The following is a 16,460-nucleotide window of genomic DNA, read 5'->3' as shown; positions in this document are numbered from 1 at the left end:
CGCCATGAATGCACCCGACAATCTCTCCCGCCGCGCGCTGCTGACCGGCGGCCTCGCCGGCGGTTTCCTGCTCGCCTTCCATCTACCGCTGCGCGCCGCCCCGAACGAGCCGGTGCAGAAGGACGCGACCGACGGCAAGTTCGCGCCGAACGCCTTCATCCGCATCGACGAGACCGGCCGCACCGTGCTGATGATGCCCCAGGTCGAGATGGGTCAGGGCACGTATACCTCGATCTCGGCAGTGATCGCCGAAGAGCTCGACGCCGACTGGAGCAAGGTCGAGGTGCAGCACGCCCCGCCCGACGACAAGCTTTACGGCAACCCGACCTTCGGCTTGCAGGTCACCGGCAATTCCAATTCGATCCGCGCCTGGTGGCTGCCGCTGCGCAAGGCCGGCGCGACCGCGCGCGCGATGCTGGTCCAGGCGGCCGCCAGCCAGTGGGGCGTCGAGCCGGCAAGCTGCACGGCTTCGAAGGGCGAGGTGACCCATGCGGAAAGCGGCCGCAAGCTGGGCTATGGCGTGCTGGCGCTTGCCGCGCAGAGCCAGACGCCGCCCAAGGACGTCGCAGTCAAGGACCCCAAGGATTTCGTTCTGATCGGCCAGCCGCTGAAGCGGCTCGACACGCCGGACAAGGTCAACGGCAAGGCGCTCTACGGCATTGACGCGATCCTGCCCGACATGAAGATCGCCGCGATCGCCAATTGCCCTGTGTTCGGCGGCAAGGTCGCCAAGGTCGACGACAGCGCGGCGATGAAAGTCGCCGGCGTGCGCAAGGTCGTCGTGCTCGACGACGCCGTTGCCGTGATCGGCGATCACATGTGGGCGGCGAAGAAAGGTCTCGAGGCGCTCAAGATCGAATGGAACGAGGGGCCGAACGCAAAAATCTCCACCAAGGACATCTGGGACGATTTGCGCAAGGCCAGCGAGAAGGACGGCGCGGTCGCCAAGTCGACCGGTGATATCGCCAACGCGCTCGCCGCTGGCGACAGGTTCGAGGCGGCGTACGAACTGCCGTTCCTGGCGCACGCCTCGATGGAGCCGATCAACGCCACCGTCCATGTCAGGCCAGATGCCTGTGAGATCTGGACCGGCACGCAGATCATGACGCGGGTGCAGTCGGAGGCGGCGAAGGCCGCCGGTCTTCCCGTCGACAAGGTGATCGTCAATCAGCACCTGCTCGGCGGCGGCTTCGGCCGCAAGCTCGAGCCCGACATGGTGGTTGCGGCGGTGAAAATCGCAAAGCAGGTCGACTATCCCGTCAAGGTGATCTGGACGCGCGAGGAAGACATCCAGCACGATGTCTACCGTCCGGTTTATCGCGACCAGATCACGGCCTCGCTGGTCGACGGCAAGGTCGCAGGCTGGAAGTACAAGGTCGCGGGATCCGCGATCCTGGCGCGGTGGCTGCCGCCGGCGTTCCAGCAGGGCATCGACATCGACGCCATCGATGCCGCGGTCGATGCGCCCTACGATTTCGCCAATTTCCACGTCGAATATGTCCGGGCCGAACCGCTGTCGATACCCACAGGCTTCTGGCGCGGCGTCGGCCCGAACAACAACGTGTTCGCGGTCGAATGCGCCATGGACGAGCTGGCGCGCAAGGCCGGCAAGGACCCGATCGAATTCCGGAAATCCATGCTGACCAAGAACCCGCGCATGCTCGCGGTGCTCAATCAGGTCGCGGAGAAATCAGGCTGGGGCCAGCCCTTGCCGGCCCGCGTCGGCCGCGGCGTCTGCGTGCAGCCATCCTTCGCCAGCTTCATCGCGACCGTGGTGGAAGCGGAGATCGACGACATCGGCGAGATCGTGCTCCGCCGCGTCACCTCGGTCGTGGACACCGGCATTGCGGTCAACCCTGACACGGTGAAGGCGCAGATCGAGGGCGGCCTGATCTTCGGCCTCACCGCCGCGCTCTATGGCGAGATCACCATCGACAAGGGCCGTGTGCAGCAGTCGAACTTCCACGACTACCGCATGATGCGCATCAACGAGACGCCGAAGGTTGAGGTGACCGTCGTCAAGAGCGGCGAAGCACCCGGCGGCATCGGCGAGGCCGGCGTCAACGCCGGACCGCCGGCGCTGCGCAACGCGATTCTTGCCGCAACCGGCGTGGCGCTGCGGCGCTTACCCGTTGACCGGAAACTGCTGGCTGCGGGGAGGAAGGCATGAACAGGACAATGCGTATCCTCGCTGGCATCGTCGTGATCGCCATCGCTGCGGTGGTAGCAGGCGTCTTCATCATCCGAGGACCGGGGCCGCTCGATTTTGCCGGCGGCACCAAGGTGGCGCTGGCGGATGACCGCGCCGGCAAGCCGACCGGTGCGCCCGCCAAGTTGGAGAAAGCGAGCCTGGTCGAGCGCGGCGAATATCTGGCGAAGGCAGCCGACTGCATGGTCTGCCACACCAAGCCCGGCGAGAAGGACTATGCCGGCGGGCTGGCGTTCAAGCTGCCCTTCGGCACGCTCTATTCCACCAACATCACGCCGGACAAGGACACCGGCATCGGCAATTACAGCGACCAGGATTTTCTCAACGCGGTCCAGCGCGGCAAGCGCCATGACGGTGCACGGCTTTATCCGGCAATGCCCTACACGTCCTACACCTACATGAGCGACGAGGACGTGCTGGCGGTGAAGGCCTATCTGTTCAGCCTGCCGGCGGTGCACGCCAGGGCGCCCGACAACACGCTGTCGTTCCCGTTCAACCAGCGCTGGGCGATGATCTTCTGGTCGGCCGTGTTCAATCCCGACACGCGCTTTGCGCCTGATACCTCGAAGAGCCCGGAGTGGAACAGAGGCGCGTATCTGGCCGAAGCGCTGGCGCATTGCGGCGAGTGCCACACCCCGCGCAATCTCGGCTTCGCACTCGACAACCGCAAGAAGTTTGCAGGCGCGATCACCGCCGGCTGGCACGCCTTCAATATCTCCTCGGACAAGGCGACGGGTCTCGGCAACTGGAGCGATCAGGATCTGATCTCGTATCTGTCGCTCGGCCACGCGCCGGGCCACGGCTCGGCCTCGGGTCCGATGGGCGAAGCCGTCGACCACAGTTTTAGCCAGTTCGCGCCGGAGGACATCCGCGCCATCGTTGCGTATTTGCGCAGCGTGCCGCCGGTCTCCTCCCCTGATCTGCCGGCCACGACGGCTCCGGTCGCTCCCGCCTCTCCCAAAGAAGGCGCGAGCGCCGACGCGCGCGGCAAAAAAGTGTTCGCCAGCGCCTGCGCCAGCTGTCACGGCTGGAGCGGCGAGAGCCCGGTATCGCCGATGGCAACGCTGACCGGCACCTGGGCCGTCAACGATCCCGCCGCCACCAACGTCGCGCAGATCGTGATCTCCGGCACCATCAGGCACACGCCTGAAGGCGCGCTGTCGATGCCGGCGTTCGGCAAGGCGTATAGCGACGACGAGATCGCGGCGGTGGCGAATTACGTCACGGCGCGGTTCGGGGCGAAGGGCTCGAATCTGACGGCGAAGGACGTGGCGGAGTTGAGGGGGCAAACGGCGGAGTAGGTGTCGCACGTTGCCTACGGCAAGGGATTGACGCATGATCGCGCATCAATCCCCGCTGTCGTCCCGGACAAGCGCAGCGCAGATCCGGGACCCATACGCCGCAGCAAGAGTCTTGCGAAGACGAGCAATGGCAATCTCGCGCGACAACTGCTGCTGCGGCGTATGGGTCCCGGCCTTCGCCGGGACGACACTGAGTATGACGCGCTGCTAGCTCAAGGTGGGCAAAGCGACTTGTCCGCCGTAGCTCGAAGAGCGAAGGCGGAAGCGTGCCCACGCGCTTTGCGAACATGGAGAGAGATCGTGGGCACGGCGCAAGTGCGCCTTTGCCCACCCTACGATTTCGGAGAGTGTAGCTTCGTTCTTCAGCTCAACCAGAATTTCGGTGTTGCCGGCTCCAGCCTTCCACCGACGCGCACCGGTGCGATGCGTAGCGCGAGCCCTGTCGCGTCATCCGTCTCCACGGCCACACCGCTGAGCGTCGCCACGCCCGCGGCCGGCTCGAACCGGCCCGACGGAATCCCCGACGTGAACCGGCGCAGCGGCTCTTCCTTCTGCATGCCGATGATGGAATCGTAGTCGCCGGTCATGCCGGCGTCGGTCATGTAGGCGGTGCCGCCCGAGAGGATCTGGTGGTCGGCAGTCGGCACATGCGTGTGGGTGCCGACGACGAGGCTGGCGCGGCCGTCGCAGAAGAAGCCGATGCCCTGCTTCTCGCTGGAGGCCTCGCAATGGAAGTCGACGACGATGGCATCCGCGGCGACGCCGAGCGGACAGGCGCCCAGCTCGCGCTCGAGCGCGGCAAAGGGATCGTCGAACGGGGTCATGAAGACGCGGCCCAAAGCGTTGACGACGAGGGCATGCTTGCCGTTCTTGGTCTCGACCAAAGCGGCGCCGCGGCCGGGCGTGCCGCGCGGATAGTTCGCGGGCCGCACCAGACGCTCGGCGCGCTCGATGAAGACAAGCGCTTCGCGCTGGTCCCAGGAGTGATTGCCCAGGGTCACCGCGTCGGCACCGGCGTCTAGAAACTCCTGATAGATCGCTTCCGTGATGCCGAAGCCGCCGGCCGAATTCTCGCCGTTGACCACGACGAAATCGAGCGACCAGTCCTTGACCATGCCGGGCAGATATTCGGCGACGGCGCTACGCCCGCTGCGGCCGACGACATCACCCACGAAGAGAATGCGCAACTTCAGAACTCCGGAAATCGAACACGTCGCTTTCCGTTAGCACATAATCCAGCGCCACGTCGTGGGATAGTGCCGGAACCGCCTTGATCTCCTGCGCAGCGAAAGCGAGCCCGATGCCGACGATGTGCTTCGCTTTGCGCAAATGCGCGAAGGTGAAATCGTAATGCCCCGCGCCATAGCCGATGCGATGGCCGAGGCGGTCGAACGCCGCGAGCGGCGTCAGCATGATATCGGGAATGACCTCGGCGGCCGCGGGCGACGGCTCGGGAATGCCGAGCGGGCCGAGCATCAGGCGGTCGCTCGGATGGAAGATGCGGAAGATCAGCGACTGGCCGCGCGCGGTGACGCAAGGCAGCGCCAGCCTGGCGCCGTCCTCGGCGAGCTTCTTCATCAGCGGCAGCGGATCGATCTCGCTGCGGATCGGCGAATAGCCGGAGACGATGCTGCCCGGCAGCAGCTTGAACGGCAGCCCGCGCCTGGCGAGCTTTGCGGCGGCGGTGATGCGCTTCTTCTCGCTGAGCGCATCGCGCGCCGCGAGGGCCTTGGCGCGGAGTTCGGATTTTGTGTTCGTCATGTGTGCTTGCTCGCGGTCATCACCCGCGAATGCGGGTGATCCAGTATTCCAGAGGCGGTCGTGATTCACACAAAGGCCGCGGCGTACTGGATTCCCCGCTTGCCGCCTACGCTAAAGCTTCGGCGCGCCTGGACTGAACCTCGGCGAAGCCTTGGCGTAGCCGGGTCGCGGGGAATGACACCGGTTGAACTGGCCGCAGTCGATTCAACAGGTACAAACCAAGCAGATATCAAGTGCGAAGCCGCGGACGCCGTTGAAGCACTCGATCCCGGAGTTCCCTACGAAAGTAGGTGGGCACCATATGTCCGGGCCCACGGGCCCGGCCAGGGACAGTTCCCTAAAGGATCGATAAGGCCCCGGGGATATATGGCTCCTGACGCACGTCGCAGCCTCGCTGGAGCAATGTAACAACGATACTGACGAATCGCCAGCCCGGCGGGAGCGCCGGGCTGTGTGCCAAGCCGAAAAGTGCGCTCTCCACTGTCATTCCGGGGCGCGCGCAGCGCGAGCCCGGAAGCTATCGGGCCGCAGGCGCTGTGGATGAATGGATTCCGGGCTCGCGCCAAGGGGCGCGCCCCGGAATGACGGGGAGGGAGAAGATCACCCAATCGCAATCCCGTTGCCGACGGTGCGGTTCAGCACCTGGGTCGACTTTTCGATGCGCTCGGCGGCGGCGTTCAGGGCGTTGACCACGGCGGTCTGGGTCATGCGGGCGCGCTCGACGGCGGCGTTGCGGAAATCCCGGAGCTCGACCAGCTCCTGCTCCATGGTGCGGATGCGGTTGCCGGCGTCGATCAGCTCGTCGCAGACGGTCAGGGCTGCCATCACGGTGAGGCGCGCATCGCCGATCTCGCCGAACTTTCCGCGCAACGACTGGATCCGCGTCTCCAGGCTCTCGGCGAGCTTGAGCAGCCGCACCTCCTGGCCCTCCTCGCAGGCCATGCGGTATTGCCTTGCGTTGATGGTGACGTTGATGTGGCTCATCCGTCCTCTCCGGTATCGAGCACCGAGCGTATCGTGACGATCGCGGAATCCAGCCGGTCGGAGATCTCGCGATTGACGCGTTCAAGCTTGCGCGCCTTCACCAGCGCGCCGTCGAGCTCGTCGGCAAGGCGTGAGCGGTCGGCGCCCAGCGCCTGGATCCGCGTCGCAAGCTCGTTCTCGTCGCGATCGGCATCACGCCTTCGCTCGACCGCGCTTTCGAGCGCGTCGAGCGCCGCCGTGAGTCTGCGGGTCGCGATCTCGATCTCGACGGCGGACGATTCCGTCATGGCAGAGCTTTTGGATACGCGATCGTTCATGCAGTCAGCGGCGGAACCCTGTGGGCTTTGCCCGTGGCCTTCATCTTACGGGCTTGCCGCCCGGCAAAAGACTCGGTTCGGCAAGCGGTTAGAAGCAGAAATTTACGTGGCAAGCTAGCCAAGCGCAACGCCGCCGCGAAACTATGCACCGTTCTTGCGGGCATGATCTGGCCGGAAAACCGGCCTCCACTTTTCCGGATCATGCCGTAAGCAGCTTTTCGCGCCGTGGCGCGTTTGATTGCCTTGGACTCCCGGAACCGAGGTGCTATCCCAGCCCGACCTTCAGTGGCCGAAAGGCTCCTTTCCGCGCGGGCGAATCGCCGCCAAGCGCTTCATTTCAGACGGATTTCAGACATGACGCAGGTCGACCACAACCGCATGGCCAACGCGATCCGCGGCCTCTCGATGGACGCTGTCGAGAAAGCGAAATCGGGCCATCCCGGCCTGCCGATGGGCGCTGCCGACATCGCCACGGTGCTGTTCACGCAATTCCTGAAATTCGATGCCGCGGCGCCGGCCTGGCCGGATCGCGACCGCTTCGTGCTCTCGGCCGGCCACGGCTCGATGCTGCTCTACTCGCTGCTGTACTTGACCGGCAATTCCGAAATGACGCTGGACCAGATCAAGCAGTTTCGCCAGGTCGATTCGCTGACGCCGGGGCACCCGGAGAACTTCCGCACCAAGGGCATCGAGACCACCACCGGCCCGCTCGGCCAGGGCATCTCGACCGCGGTCGGCATGGCGCTGGCCGAGAAGATGCTCGCCGCCGAGTTCGGCAAGAAGATCGTCGACCACCATACCTATGTGCTCGCCTCCGACGGCGACCTGATGGAGGGCGTGTCGCAGGAAGCAATCGCGATGGCCGGCCACTGGAAGCTCGGCAAGCTGATCGTGCTCTACGACGACAACGGCATCTCGATCGACGGCCCTACCTCGATCTCCGATTCGGTCGACCAGGTGAAGCGCTTCAAGTCGGCGGGCTGGGCCGCCGAGAAGATCGACGGCCACGACCAGGCTGCGATCGCGGCTGCGATCACCCGCGCACAAAAATCCAACAAGCCGACGCTGATCGCCTGCCGCACCACCATCGGCTTCGGCGCACCGCACAAGGCCGGCACCGCCAAGGCGCATGGCGAAGCACTCGGCGCCGACGAGCTGAAGGCCGCCAAGGAAAATCTCGGCATCTCGCTCGAACCGTTCTCGGTGCCCGATGACGTGCTGAAAGCCTGGCGCGCAGCCGGCAGCCGCGGCGCCGCGGCGCGTCAGGAATGGGAGGCTCGGCTCGGTGAGCTCGGCAGCCGCAAGCGCGCCGAGTTCGAACGCCGCCTGCGCCATGAGCGCCCGGCTTCGCTCGCCAAAGCCATGCGCGCCTACAAGAAGGAACTGCTGGAAAAGCCGCTTGTCGCGGCCACCCGCAAATCGTCCGAAGCGGTCATCGAAGTGATCGCCGGCGCGATGCCGATGGAATTCCTCGCAGGCTCCGCCGACCTCACCGGCTCCAACAACAACAAGGCGAAGTCGGCGACCGCGTTCTCGGCCAAGACGCCGAAGGGCCGCTTCATCCATTACGGCATCCGCGAGCACGGCATGGCGGCTGCGATGAACGGCATCTTCCTGCATGGCGGCTTCGCGCCGAACGGTGCAACCTTCCTGGTGTTCACCGACTATGCGCGGCCTGCCATGCGTCTCGCCGCATTGATGGGCGCCGGCGTCGTCTACGTGATGACGCACGATTCCATCGGCCTCGGCGAGGACGGCCCGACCCATCAGCCGGTCGAGCATCTCTCAGCGCTCAGAGCCATTCCCAACATGCGCGTGTTCCGTCCCTGCGATGCCATGGAAGTCGCCGAGTGCTGGGAGCTTGCGCTGAACCGCGTGGACGGCCCGACCGTGCTGGCGTTGACCCGCCAGAACCTGCCGCAGCTCCGCACCACCGCGCCGAACGACAACCCTTGCGCGGCGGGCGCCTACGAACTGGTTCCGGCACAGGGCGAAGCCAAGGTGTCTCTGTTCGCGTCCGGCTCCGAGGTCGAGATCGCGGTGGCCGCCCAGAAGCAGCTCGCCGAGCGCGGCATCGCGTCACGGGTGGTTTCGGTGCCCTCGCTCGAGCTGTTGTTAGCGCAACCAGAAGCCAAGCGCGCGGCGATCATCGGCAACGCGCCGGTGAAGGTCGCGATCGAGGCTGCGGTGCGCTGGGGCTGGGATGCCGTGATCGGCCAGGATGGCGAATTCGTGGGCATGCATTCCTTCGGCGAAAGCGGTCCGGCGAAGGAGCTTTTCAAGCATTTCGGCATTACCGCCGAGGCCACGGTTAACGCTGTGCTGAAGCGCGTTTCCTGAGAGTTGAGCTTGCCAAAAAAAAGGACTACGTAAGGTCCCATATGATCAAGCACCGCCCGGCCGAACCGGGCGTCCGCCTCTAAAAAACCCTCGCAGGCGCGCAAAGCGCGCGCTGTGCGGGATGATGGGGTCATTGAACAGCCGTCACTGAACGGTCATAAGGAGACGAAACATGGCAGTCCGCGTTGGAATTAACGGTTTTGGTCGCATCGGCCGCAACGTCCTGCGGGCCATCGCCGAGTCCGGCCGCAAGGACATCGAGGTCGTCGGCATCAACGATCTCGGCCCGGTCGAGACCAATGCCCATCTCCTCCGCTATGACAGCGTCCATGGCCGCTTCCCCGGCACCGTGACCGTCGAGGGTGACTCGATCAGCCTTGGTAACGGCAAGATCAAGGTCACTGCCGAACGCGATCCCTCAAAACTGCCCTGGAAGGATCTCGGCGTCGACATTGCGCTGGAATGCACCGGCATCTTCACCTCGAAGGACAAGGCCTCCGCGCATCTGACCGCCGGCGCCAAGCGCGTGCTGGTCTCCGCGCCCGCCGACGGCGCCGACGCCACCATCGTCTTCGGCGTCAACCACGAGACGCTGACGAGGGATCACCTGGTCGTCTCCAACGGTTCCTGCACCACCAACTGCCTCGCGCCGATCGCCAAGGTGCTGAACGACCTCGTCGGCATCGAGACCGGCTTCATGACCACGATCCACGCCTATACCGGCGACCAGCCGACGCTGGACACGCTGCACAAGGATCTCTATCGCGGCCGCGCGGCGGCGATGTCGATGATCCCGACCTCGACCGGCGCCGCCAAGGCCATCGGCCTGGTGCTGCCCGAGTTGAAGGGCAAGCTCGACGGCGTCGCGATCCGCGTGCCGACCCCGAACGTCTCGGTCGTCGACCTCAAGATCGTCGCCAAGCGCTCAACCGACGCCAAGGAAATCAACGCGGCGATGAAGCGCGCCAGCGAGCAGCAGCTCAAGGGCGTGCTCGGCTACACCAATGCGCCGAACGTCTCGATCGACTTCAACCACGACCCGCACTCCTCGACCTTCCATGAGGACCAGACCAAGGTGCAGAACGGCACGCTGGTGCGCGTGATGAGCTGGTACGACAACGAGTGGGGCTTCTCGAACCGCATGGCGGATACCGCCGTTGCGATGAGCAAGGTGATCTGACCTCGCAGATTTCGTCATTCCGGGATGGTCCGAACGACCAGACCCGGAATCTCGAGTTTCCGGCTTCGGTGCTGGCGCACCGCCCCGGAATGACAGCCCAAGTGGTTGAGGCCATCCAATGACCAACAAATTCCGCACCCTCGACGACGTCGACGTGAAGGGCAAGCGCGTGCTGCTGCGCGTCGATCTCAACGTGCCCATGGACAATGGCCGCGTCACCGACGCGACCCGGCTCGAGCGCGTCGCGCCGACCATCAATGAAATCGCGGACAAGGGCGGCAAGGTGATCCTGCTCGCGCATTTCGGCCGGCCGAAGGGACGCGACCCCAAGGAGTCGCTGAGGCCCGTCGCGGAAGCGCTGGCGAACGTCCTGAAGAGGCCCGTCGCCTTCGCTGACGACTGCATCGGCGAGCCTGCGGCCAAGGCCGTTGCGGCGTTGAAGGATGGCGACATCCTGTGTCTGGAAAACACCCGCTTCCACAAAGAGGAAGAAAAGAACGATCCGGCCTTCGTCGCGGAGCTGGCAAAGCTCGGCGACATCTGGGTCAACGACGCGTTCTCGGCGGCGCACCGCGCTCATGCCTCGACCGAAGGTCTCGGCCACAAGCTGCCGGCCTATGCCGGCCGCACCATGCAGGCCGAGCTCGACGCGCTGGAGAAGGCGCTGGGCTCGCCGACCAAGCCGGTCATCGCCATCATCGGCGGCGCCAAGGTCTCGACCAAGATCGACCTCCTGGAAAACCTCGTGACCAAGGTCGATGCGCTGGTGATCGGCGGCGGCATGGCCAACACCTTCCTGCATGCCCAGGGCGTCGCGATCGGCAAGTCTCTGGCCGAGAAGGAGCTTGCGCCCACGGCGCTGCGGATCATGGAGAAGGCGGAAGCCGCCAATTGCGCCATCATCCTGCCGGTCGACGCCACCGTCGCCTACCATTTCGCGGCGAATGCGCCCTCGCATGCCTATGGGCTCGATGCGATTCCGGCCGACGGCATGATCCTCGACGTCGGCCCGCAATCGATCGTGCGCGTCCAGGCCGCGATCGACGATGCCGCCACGCTGGTGTGGAACGGGCCGCTCGGGGCGTTCGAGATGCAGCCGTTCGACCGCGGCACGGTCGCGGCCGCCAAGCACGCGGCCGAGCGCACCAAGGCCAAGAAGCTGATCTCGATCGCCGGCGGCGGCGACACCGTCGCGGCCCTCAACCAGGCCCATGTGGCAGGTCAATTCACCTATGTCTCGGCCGCCGGCGGCGCATTTCTTGAATGGATGGAAGGCAAGCCGCTGCCCGGCGTCGAAGTGCTTCGCACCAAGTAACTTGGCAGCAAGTAATCAATAGGCCTTTCAAGTCAGCTTGCAGGCCCAAACGGGAGAAATAGACAGATGGCTCGGATCACGTTGCGTCAATTGCTCGACCATGCGGCTGAGAACGATTACGGCGTACCGGCCTTCAACATCAACAATATGGAGCAGGCGCTGGCGATCATGGACGCGGCCAACCAGGTCGACGCGCCCGTCATCATCCAGGCCTCGCGCGGCGCGCGCTCCTACGCCAACGACGTCATGCTCAAGCACATGATGGACGCGGTGACCGAGATCTATCCGCACATTCCGGTGTGCGTGCATCTCGACCACGGCAACGAGCCCGCGACCTGCATGACCGCGATCCAGGCCGGCTTCACCTCCGTCATGATGGACGGCTCGCTCAAGGCCGACGGCAAGACCCCCGGCGACTGGGCCTACAATGTCGGCGTCACCAAGACCGTGACCGACATGGCCCATCTCGGCGGCATCTCGGTCGAGGGCGAACTCGGCGTGCTCGGCTCGCTCGAAACCGGCATGGGCGACAAGGAGGACGGCCACGGCGCCGAGGGCAAGCTGTCGCATGATCAGCTGCTGACCAATCCGGACGAGGCCGTGAAATTCGTGCAGGAGACCAAGGTCGACGCGCTCGCGATCGCGATGGGGACTTCGCACGGCGCCTACAAATTCACCCGCAAGCCTGACGGCGACATCCTCGCCATGAACGTGATCGAGGAGATCCACCGCAAGCTGCCGAACACGCATCTGGTCATGCACGGCTCCTCCTCGGTGCCGCAGGACCTGCAGGACATCATCAACGCCTATGGCGGCAAGATGAAGCCGACCTGGGGCGTGCCGGTTGCCGAGATCCAGCGCGGCATCAAGAACGGCGTGCGCAAGATCAACATCGACACCGACAACCGCATGGCCATGACCGGCCAGATCCGGAAGGTGCTGAAGGACAATCCGGAAGAGTTCGATCCGCGCAAATATTTGAAGCCGGCGATGGAAGCCATGACCAAGCTGTGCAAGCAGCGGCTGCAGGAGTTCAACACCGCAGGCCAGGCCGCGAAGATCAAGAAGGTGCTGACCACCGCCGAGATGGCCAGGCGCTACGCCAAGGGCGAGCTGGATCCCAAGGTCGCGTAAGCGATCGCGCGGGTGGCGTAAGACCCCTCCGCAGGCACCTTCTCCCGTCATTCCGGGGCGCCGCAAAGCGGCGAACCCGGAATGACCGATGTCCCCTCCCCTGCGACCAACGTTGTCTCGGCAATTGCCCGAGAACGGTCTATTTTCACGGGCAAGGGCAGAATCGTTTTGGGAGGACCTCTCGATGAATCTGACTGAGCTCAACAGGATCGCGACCGCCATGGTCGCACCGGGCAAGGGCATCCTTGCCGCCGACGAATCCTCCGGCACCATCAAGAAGCGGTTCGACGCGATCGGCGTGGAATCGACCGAAACGAACCGCCGCGACTATCGCGAAATGCTGTTCCGCGCCAAGGAGGCCATGAGCCAGTACATCTCCGGCGTGATCCTCTATGACGAGACGATCTGGCAGGATGCTGCGGACGGCACGCCGCTGATCAAGCTGATCGAACAAAGCGGCGCCATTCCCGGCATCAAGGTCGACGAGGGCACGCAAGCCTTACCGATGTGCCCGGGCGAGCTTGTCACCGTCGGGCTCGACAAGCTCGCCGAGCGGCTGAAGAGATATTACGAGCGCGGGGCGCGCTTCGCCAAATGGCGCGCGGTGATCGATATCGGCAGCGGCACTGACGGCCGGGGCATTCCCTCGATGACCGCGATCAGCGTCAATGCGCATGCACTGGCGCGCTACGCCGCGCTGTGCCAGGCCGCGCAGATCGTGCCGATCGTCGAGCCGGAGGTGCTGATGGACGGCGATCACGACATCGACCGCTGCTATGAGGTCACGAGCCGCGTGCTCAACAAGACGTTCCAGGAATTGCGGGTGCAGCGCGTCGCGCTCGAAGGCATGGTGCTGAAGCCCAATATGGTGGTGCCCGGAAAGAAGTGCCCGAAGCAGGCTTCCGTCGAGGAGGTCGCGGAGAAGACGATCCGGCTGCTCAAGGCCTGCGTGCCCGCGGCGGTGCCCGGCATCGCCTTCCTCTCCGGCGGCCAGTCCGACGAGGAGGCGACCGCGCATCTCAACGCCATGCACAAGCTCTGCCCGCTGCCGTGTCCGTTGCCCTGGGGCCTGACCTTCTCCTACGGCCGCGCGCTGCAGGCCGCGCCGCAGAAGGCCTGGTCGGGAAGGCCCGAGAATGTTACGGCCGGACAGAACGCATTCAGTCATCGTGCCCGCATGAACGGCCTCGCCTCCAAGGGCGAATGGCAAAGCAGCCTGGAAAAGAAGGCAGCCTAGACCTTGTCGAACAAATCGCCTCCGCCGCGCCCGGCGCCGCGTCTCTATCTCGCGACGCCCGTGGTCGATGATCCCGCTGCGCTCCTTGCCGAGTTGCCTGATCTGCTCGCAGCCGTCGATGTCGCAGCCGTGCTGGTGCGGCTGAAGGAGACCGACCAGCGCACCATGATCTCGCGGATCAAGGCGCTGGCGCCGGTCGTGCAGAACGCCGGCGCGGCCCTGCTCATCGACGGCCACCCCGAGATCGTCGCGCGCGGCGGCGCCGATGGCGCGCATCTTTCGGATGTCGCCGCGCTGGAAGAGGCGACGCCATCGCTCAAGCCCGATCGCATCGCCGGCGTCGGCGGGCTCGAGACGCGCCACGAATCCATGAATGCGGGCGAGATGGGCGCCGATTACGTGCTGTTCGGCGAGCCCGACAAGAAGGGCCAGCGGCCCTCGGCCCAGGCGATCGCCGAGCGGCTGGACTGGTGGGCGGAGCTGTTCGAGCCCCCCTGCGTCGGCTTCGCCGCCTCGATCGAAGAGGCTTACGACTTCGCCGCCAGCGGCGCCGATTTCGTGCTGGTCGGCGATTTCATCTGGGCCGATCCACGTGGGCCCAAGGCCGCGCTGATCGAGGCCGACGCCGCAATCAAGCAGGCCTTCGCGGCGGCTGCCATGGGCCAGGGCTAGCAGGCGACATGACGCTCCCGCGCATCACCCTTGTGGCCACGCTGCTGCTGGCAACGCCCGCGCTCGCGCAGCTTCAGATCACGCCGCCGGCGACAATCCCGAGCCCCGCGCCCGACAAGCAAAAGGCCAAAGAGCCTGCGAAGGAAAAGCCAAAGGCCACCCCGCACACGATCACCAGGAAGAAGGAGCCGGCGCCGAAGCCGTCGGCCTCGCCGAGCCCCACGCTGCCGGCGACCGTGATCCCTGCGCCGCCAACCGACAATTCCAACGTCGACCTGGTGTTCGGCGCCTATCAGCGCGGCCAGTACAAGACCGCCTTCGACCTCGCCAGCGCGCGCGCCCAGACCGGCGATGCCAAGGCCATGACCATGCTGGGCGAGCTCTATTCCAACGCCATGGGCATCCGGCGCGACTACGCCAAGGCGGTCGAATGGTACAAGCGCGCCGCCGATGCCGGCGATCGCGAGGCGATGTTCGCGCTGGCGATGCTGCGGATGGCCGGCCGCGGCGGCCCGGTCGACAAGGGCGAGGCGGTCAAGCTGATGGCCTCCGCCGCCAAGCTCGGCGAGCCCAAGGCGGCCTATAATCTCGCGCTGCTTTATCTCGACGGCCAAACCCTGCCGCAGGACGTCAAGCGCTCCGCCGAACTGCTGCGCCAGGCGGCCGATGCCGGCCTGCCCGAGGCGCAATACGCGCTCGCGACCTTCTACAAGGAAGGCACGGGGGTGCCGAAGGACCCCGAGCGCGCGGTGCGGCTGCTCCAGGCGGCCTCGCTCGCCGACAACGTCGACGCCGAGGTCGAATACGCCATCGCCATGTTCAACGGCACCGGCACGCCGAAGAACCAGCCCGCGGCCGTGGCGCTGCTGCGCAAGGCCGCCCGCCAGGGCAGCGCGATCGCGCAGAACCGCCTGGCCTGGGTTCTGATCAACGGCATGGGCGCACCCGTCGACAAGGTCGAGGGCTTCAAGTGGCACCTGGTGGCCAAAACATCAGGCAAGGGCGATCCGGAGCTGGACAAGCAGCTGGCGGACCTGCCGGCCGACGACCGCACCAAGGCAGAGGCCGCCGCCAAGAAATGGCTCGGGAACAAATGACCCGACACAAGTGACCTGCAAAGGACCCGAATGACTTGACCTTTGCCCCCTCGCGGGGCACCCAATCCCCCTCAAATGGCGCCTTCCGCGCCCCTCCCCCGTCAAAGACTGATCTCATGCTGTATTCCGCCACTATCAACGTCATGGTCAAAGCCGCGCGCCGCGCCGGCCGCAGCCTCAAGCGCGATCTCGGCGAGATCGAGCATCTGCAGGTCTCGTTGAAGGGGCCGGCCAATTTCGTCTCGCTCGCCGACAAGCGCGCCGAGGAGATCCTCTACCAGGACCTCGCCAAGGCCCGCCCCGGCTACGGCTTCATCGGCGAAGAGGGTGGCACGCGCGAGGGCACCGACAAGAGCCACACCTGGGTCGTCGATCCCTTGGACGGCACCACCAACTTCCTGCATGGCATCCCGCAATTCGCGATCTCGATCGGCCTCGTGCGCGAGGGCACGATCATCGCCGGCGTGATCTACAACCCCGCCAATGACGAGCTCTATATCGCCGAGCGTGGCAAGGGCGCCTTCCTCAACGACCAGCGCCTGCGCGTCGCCGGCCGCCGCCAGCTCAGCGAATGCGTGGTGGCCTGCGGCCTGCCCCATATCGGCCGCGGCGATCACGAGGAATTCCGCCGCGAGATGACCGCGATCCAGGACCGCGTCGCGGGCCTGCGCCGCTTCGGCGCCGCCTCCCTCGACCTCGCCTTCGTCGCGGCCGGCCGCCTCGACGGCTATTGGGAGCGCAATCTGCAATCCTGGGACATCGCCGCCGGTATGCTGATGGTGCGCGAAGCGGGCGGCACGGTGAGCGACATCAACACCCCGGGCGATGCGCTGGTCACGGGCGATGTCGTGTGCGGGAACGAGTACGTGCACGGGGAGCTGGTGAAGATTTTGAAGCGGCTCGGGCAGTAGGC

14 protein-coding genes and 1 other RNA gene are annotated in these 16,460 nt (G+C 65.5%); 10 read left to right on the top strand and 5 right to left on the bottom strand.

Going from position 1 to position 16,460, the window contains the following annotated elements:
• The first annotated feature begins 4 nt into the window (after positions 1-4).
• Together ACNJX9_RS05790 and ACNJX9_RS05785 are read left to right on the top strand one after the other, a co-directional pair.
• Complete coding sequence (locus ACNJX9_RS05790) at positions 5-2,170, top strand: molybdopterin cofactor-binding domain-containing protein (protein WP_439408104.1); 2,166 nt, start codon at positions 5-7, stop codon at positions 2,168-2,170.
• The gene (locus ACNJX9_RS05785) at positions 2,167-3,510 is read left to right on the top strand and encodes a c-type cytochrome (RefSeq protein ID WP_439408103.1); all 1,344 of its coding nucleotides are present in this window, start codon (positions 2,167-2,169) and stop codon (positions 3,508-3,510) included. Before ACNJX9_RS05790 ends, ACNJX9_RS05785 begins: the two co-directional genes overlap by 4 nt.
• Before the next feature lie 362 nt (positions 3,511-3,872).
• Here the strand turns inward: ACNJX9_RS05785 and ACNJX9_RS05780 are convergent, their stop codons facing one another.
• From ACNJX9_RS05780 to ACNJX9_RS05760, 5 genes are all read right to left on the bottom strand, one after another.
• Positions 3,873-4,697, bottom strand: a complete 825-nt coding sequence (locus ACNJX9_RS05780; protein ID WP_057759294.1) for a TIGR00282 family metallophosphoesterase — start codon at positions 4,695-4,697, stop codon at positions 3,873-3,875.
• Positions 4,675-5,271, bottom strand: a complete 597-nt coding sequence (locus tag ACNJX9_RS05775) for a 5-formyltetrahydrofolate cyclo-ligase (RefSeq protein ID WP_057759296.1) — start codon at positions 5,269-5,271, stop codon at positions 4,675-4,677. The genes ACNJX9_RS05780 and ACNJX9_RS05775 overlap by 23 nt, the downstream gene beginning before the upstream one ends.
• 234 nt (positions 5,272-5,505) lie before the next feature.
• Positions 5,506-5,666, bottom strand: a non-coding RNA gene (gene ssrS / locus ACNJX9_RS05770) — 6S RNA.
• 205 nt (positions 5,667-5,871) lie between these two features.
• Complete coding sequence (locus ACNJX9_RS05765) at positions 5,872-6,255, bottom strand: cell division protein ZapA (protein ID WP_057759298.1); 384 nt, start codon at positions 6,253-6,255, stop codon at positions 5,872-5,874.
• On the bottom strand, positions 6,252-6,542 hold the full coding sequence (locus ACNJX9_RS05760; protein WP_409363888.1) for a DUF4164 domain-containing protein: 291 nt from the start codon (positions 6,540-6,542) through the stop codon (positions 6,252-6,254). The genes ACNJX9_RS05765 and ACNJX9_RS05760 overlap by 4 nt, the downstream gene beginning before the upstream one ends.
• A gap of 384 nt (positions 6,543-6,926) precedes the next feature.
• Here ACNJX9_RS05760 and tkt point away from each other — a divergent pair, with 384 nt between their 5' ends.
• From tkt to ACNJX9_RS05720, 8 genes are all read left to right on the top strand, one after another.
• Positions 6,927-8,912 carry a transketolase gene (gene tkt, locus ACNJX9_RS05755; protein WP_057759302.1) on the top strand — a complete coding sequence of 662 codons (1,986 nt, stop codon included), beginning with the start codon at positions 6,927-6,929 and terminating at the stop codon, positions 8,910-8,912.
• Positions 8,913-9,084: 172 nt separating this feature from the next.
• A complete protein-coding gene (gap, locus tag ACNJX9_RS05750; protein ID WP_439408101.1) occupies positions 9,085-10,092 on the top strand; it encodes a type I glyceraldehyde-3-phosphate dehydrogenase in 1,008 nt (335 codons plus the stop codon).
• Between the two features lie 118 nt (positions 10,093-10,210).
• Positions 10,211-11,407, top strand: a complete 1,197-nt coding sequence (locus ACNJX9_RS05745; protein WP_439408100.1) for a phosphoglycerate kinase — start codon at positions 10,211-10,213, stop codon at positions 11,405-11,407.
• 66 nt (positions 11,408-11,473) lie between these two features.
• On the top strand, positions 11,474-12,541 hold the full coding sequence (gene fba, locus ACNJX9_RS05740; RefSeq protein ID WP_057759308.1) for a class II fructose-bisphosphate aldolase: 1,068 nt from the start codon (positions 11,474-11,476) through the stop codon (positions 12,539-12,541).
• A gap of 184 nt (positions 12,542-12,725) precedes the next feature.
• Positions 12,726-13,778, top strand: coding sequence for a class I fructose-bisphosphate aldolase (locus ACNJX9_RS05735; RefSeq protein WP_439408099.1), 1,053 nt, complete (start codon positions 12,726-12,728; stop codon positions 13,776-13,778).
• A 3-nt stretch (positions 13,779-13,781) separates the two neighbouring features.
• A complete protein-coding gene (locus ACNJX9_RS05730) occupies positions 13,782-14,450 on the top strand; it encodes a thiamine phosphate synthase (RefSeq protein WP_439408098.1) in 669 nt (222 codons plus the stop codon).
• A gap of 8 nt (positions 14,451-14,458) precedes the next feature.
• Positions 14,459-15,547 carry a tetratricopeptide repeat protein gene (locus ACNJX9_RS05725; RefSeq protein ID WP_057759314.1) on the top strand — a complete coding sequence of 363 codons (1,089 nt, stop codon included), beginning with the start codon at positions 14,459-14,461 and terminating at the stop codon, positions 15,545-15,547.
• A 116-nt stretch (positions 15,548-15,663) separates the two neighbouring features.
• Entirely contained in the window at positions 15,664-16,458 is a 795-nt protein-coding gene (locus ACNJX9_RS05720; RefSeq protein WP_439408096.1) for an inositol monophosphatase family protein, read from the top strand.
• The last annotated feature ends 2 nt before the right edge of the window (positions 16,459-16,460 follow it).

Source organism: Bradyrhizobium sp. BLXBL-03, assembly GCF_051853015.1.
Taxonomy (GTDB): domain Bacteria; phylum Pseudomonadota; class Alphaproteobacteria; order Rhizobiales; family Xanthobacteraceae; genus Bradyrhizobium; species Bradyrhizobium manausense.
Note: the sequence above shows the minus strand (reverse complement) of the source record. Positions and strands in the feature narration are given on the sequence as shown.